Raw genomic sequence first — 3432 nt, 5'->3', positions numbered from 1 at the left:
TGCATCGCCGCGCCGCCCCTGCCCGGCGACCCGCTGGCCGGCACCTGGCGGCCGGGCGCGCCGTTCGGCGGCCTGGGCATCGCGCTCGAAACGCGACGACGCAATCGCGTCAACGGCAGCGTCAGCGCAGTCGATGGCGACACGCTGACGGTCGCGGTGGAGCAGAGCTTCGGTAACTGCCCACAGTACATCAACAGCCGCAGCCCGACGTTCGCCGCAGGCGAGGTCCACGCGCATACCGCGACTGCCGTGTCGGCGCGTCTGAGCGATGCGCAATGCGCGCTGCTCGCGCGCTGCGATACCTTCTTCATCGCCAGCGCGAACACCTCGGAGGATGCCGGCGCCGCGCGCGGCGTGGACGTGTCGCACCGCGGCGGCCTGCCCGGCTTCGTGCGCGTCGACGATGCGCGCACCCTGACCACGCCGGATTTCAGCGGCAACCGCTACTTCAATACGCTCGGCAATCTGTTGCACGATCCGCGCGCGGGGCTGCTGTTCATCGACTTCGAACGCGGCGACCTGCTGTACCTGGCCGCCCGCGCGGAGATCGTCTGGGACGGGCCGCTACTGGCGACGTTCGCGGGCGCGCAGCGCGTGGTGCGCTTCCATCTCCGCGAAGTGCGCCACACGCGCGCCGTGTTGCCGTGGCGCTGGTCGGCGGTGCAGCGCCCAGCGCAGTTCGCCGCGGCGTCGACGCCTGCCGCCGAACGCGCCTGGCGGCCGCTGCGGATCGTGCGGATCGTCGACGAAGCGCGTGCCATCCGCTCGTTCCATTTCGCCGCAGAGGACGGCGGCGCGCTGCCGTCGTACGCAGCCGGCCAACACCTTACGCTGCGTTTCCCGATCTGCGGCAATGCCGCGCCGACGGTGCGCAACTACACGCTGTCCGACGCGCCGGGTGGCGCGCTCTACCGGATCACCGTGAAACGGCAGGGCCGGGCATCGGCCTGGCTGCACGACCATGCGCAGGTCGGCACGACGCTGGACGCGCAGATGCCGCGCGGCGATTTCGTCTTCGATGCCGCCAGCCCGCGGCCGGTGGTGTTCGTCTCGGCCGGGATCGGCATCGCGCCGATGCTGGCGATGCTGCGCCAGGCGCTGGCCGACACCGCCTCGCGGCAGCGGTTGATCTTCGTGCACGGCGCCCGCGAGGCCGCCGATCGTCCGTTCGCCGCCACACTGGCACGGCTCGCCGCGGCCGACGCGCGGCTGTCGCTGCATTGCCTGGACAGCCGAGCGGCCGGCCACGGCGCCGGCCGCATCGGCATCGCGCGGTTGCAGCGGATCCTGGCATTCGACGATTACGACTTCTACCTGTGCGGACCGCCAGACTTCATGCGCGATATGTACCGTGGATTGCGCGCGCTGAACGTGGCGGACACGCGCATCCGCTTCGAGGCATTCGGCCCATCGAGCCTCGTCCGCGATACGAACCCCGCAGCGCCAGCAGATGCGCCACGGGTGCGCGTGCGGTTCCAGCGCTCGGGACGCGAGGCGGTCTGGACCCCGGACGCCGGCACATTACTGGAGCTGGCAGAAGCGCAGCGGATCGCTGCGCCCTCCGATTGCCGCTACGGTTCCTGCGGCACCTGCGCGACGCGCGTGCTGTCCGGCGCAGTGCATTACCTGCGTCCGCCCGACACCCAGATCGAACCAGGCTGTGCGCTGCTGTGCGTCGCCAGGCCTGCGCACGAAAGCGCCACGCCGCTGGTACTCGACCGCTGACGCGCCGACGGCACGCCGCACGCACTCACCGTGCGGCCCGCTGCGCCTGCTGCTCGGCCAGGGTCAGGGCGACGTTGTCGCGCAGGTAGGCCGGTTCGGCGCGCTCCGGCGCGATGCCTTCTCCGCGCGCGTATGCGGCCGCGGCCAGGGTCAGCACGTCGGCGGCATGCGGCAGCGCCTGCGCATCGGCGCTGCGCCAGTGCGCGCCGAAGCGGCGCTGCAAGGTGCCATCGACCGCCGCCAACCCGGTGCCGACCGCGGCCCAGGCCGCATCCGGCTCCGGCAACACGAAGGCCTCCGGACTCAGCACCTGCTCCGGGGTCAGCGCCTGCAGGCCGCCATCGGCCTGCCGCGCGTAGGCCGCGGTGTAGACCTCGCCCATGCGCGCATCGATCGCCGCCAGCACCCGCGGCGCGTCGGCCGGCGCGCGCAGCGCCAGCACCTGCAGCGTGGACACCGGCAGTACCGGCAGGTCCAGGGCCAGGGCGATGCCCTGCGCGACCGCGATCGCCAGACGCACGCCGGTGAACGCGCCGGGACCGCGGCCGAAGGCCACCGCATCGAGCTGGCGGCGGCCGATGCCGGCCTCGGCCAGCAATTGCTCGGCCCAGGGCAGCGCCAGTTCGGCGTGCCGCCGCGGCGCCAGGTCGAAGCGCTCCAGCACGCGGTCGCCGACCAGCACGGCGACGGAGCAGGCTTCGGTGGAGGTTTCGAAGGCGAGCAGATTCATTGGGGAGCCGGGATTGGGGATTCGGGATTGGGGATTCGCAAAAGCAGGAGCGGCGCGGCGGCTAGTCGGATGGCGACATGCCGGCCTCGGGATTATCGCCCAGCGCCGGGGTTTCGGCGGCGAAGAACTGGCGGACGTCCTCCACGTCGCGGGTGCGGGCGAACGGCGGCAGCGACTCCAGAAAGGTGCGGCCATAGGACTTGGACAGCAGGCGCGGGTCGCACAGCACCAGCACGCCGCGGTCGCGCTCGCTGCGGATCAGCCGGCCCACGCCCTGCTTCAGCGCGATCACCGCCTGCGGCAACTGCTCCTCGCGGAACGGGTTGCCGCCGTCGCGGCGGATCGCCTCCAGGCGTGCTTCGAACACCGGATCGTCGGGCGCGGCGAACGGCAGCTTGTCGATCACCACCACGCTCAGCGCATCGCCGACCACGTCCACGCCCTCGCGGAAACTGGCCGAGCCGAGCAGCACGCCGTTGCCGGAGGCGCGGAAGCGCTCGAGCAAGGTCGCGCGCGGCGCCTCGCCCTGCACGAACAGCGGCCAGGGCCCGTCGCGCAGCGCCTCGGCCGCCTCGCGCAGCGCGCGGTGCGAGGCGAACAGCAGGAAGGCGCGGCCCTGCGAGGCCTCCAGCACCGGCTGCAACGCGGCGATCAATGCGGTGCCGAAGCCGCGCGCGGCGGGATCGGGCAGCGCCGGCAGGTAGCACAGCGCCTGCCGCGCCCAGTCGAACGGGCTGGGCTGCAGCAAGGTCATCGGATCGCGCAGGCCCAGGCGGGTGGCGATGTGCTCGAACTCGCCCTTCACCGCCAGCGTCGCCGAGGTGAACACCCAGGCCGCGTGCGAGGCCTCGCGGTGCGCGCGCAGCGGCCCGGACACGTCCAGCGGCGTGCGCTGGCAGCGGAAGCCGCGCGGGGTCAGTTCGTACCACAGCACGTCGTTGGACGGCGCGTCCGCTTCCGGCTCGGCCTCGAAATCC

At 72.6% G+C, this 3432-nt stretch carries 3 protein-coding genes; 1 reads left to right on the top strand and 2 read right to left on the bottom strand.

Features of this window, described 5'->3' with window-relative positions:
- A partial coding sequence (locus tag D180_RS21855) for a pyridoxamine 5'-phosphate oxidase family protein (RefSeq protein ID WP_017914453.1) occupies nt 1–1725 on the top strand: 1725 nt, incomplete at its 5' end.
- Between the two features lie 25 nt (nt 1726–1750).
- On the opposite strand, the gene tsaB is transcribed toward D180_RS21855, so the two are convergent.
- Together tsaB and D180_RS21845 are read right to left on the bottom strand one after the other, a co-directional pair.
- Nucleotides 1751–2455 (bottom strand): tRNA (adenosine(37)-N6)-threonylcarbamoyltransferase complex dimerization subunit type 1 TsaB, encoded by a 705-nt coding sequence (gene tsaB / locus D180_RS21850; RefSeq protein ID WP_017914452.1) that lies wholly within the window; start codon nt 2453–2455, stop codon nt 1751–1753.
- Nucleotides 2456–2516: 61 nt separating this feature from the next.
- Nucleotides 2517–3432, bottom strand: a 916-nt coding sequence (locus D180_RS21845) for an ATP-dependent DNA helicase (protein ID WP_017914451.1), incomplete at its 5' end; no start/stop codon positions are given.

Origin of the sequence: Xanthomonas sp. SHU 166 (assembly GCF_000364685.1) — a bacterium.
Taxonomy (GTDB): Bacteria; Pseudomonadota; Gammaproteobacteria; order Xanthomonadales; family Xanthomonadaceae; genus Xanthomonas_A; species Xanthomonas_A sontii.
The sequence above is the reverse complement of the archived record's forward strand: the minus strand, read 5'-3'. Positions and strand labels throughout refer to the sequence as shown.

What these genes read in the sequence shown, in the direction of transcription:
- tsaB (WP_017914452.1), bottom strand. Translation starts at nt 2,455, where the DNA reads ATGAATCTGCTCGCCTTCGAAACCTCCACCGAAGCCTGCTCCGTCGCC.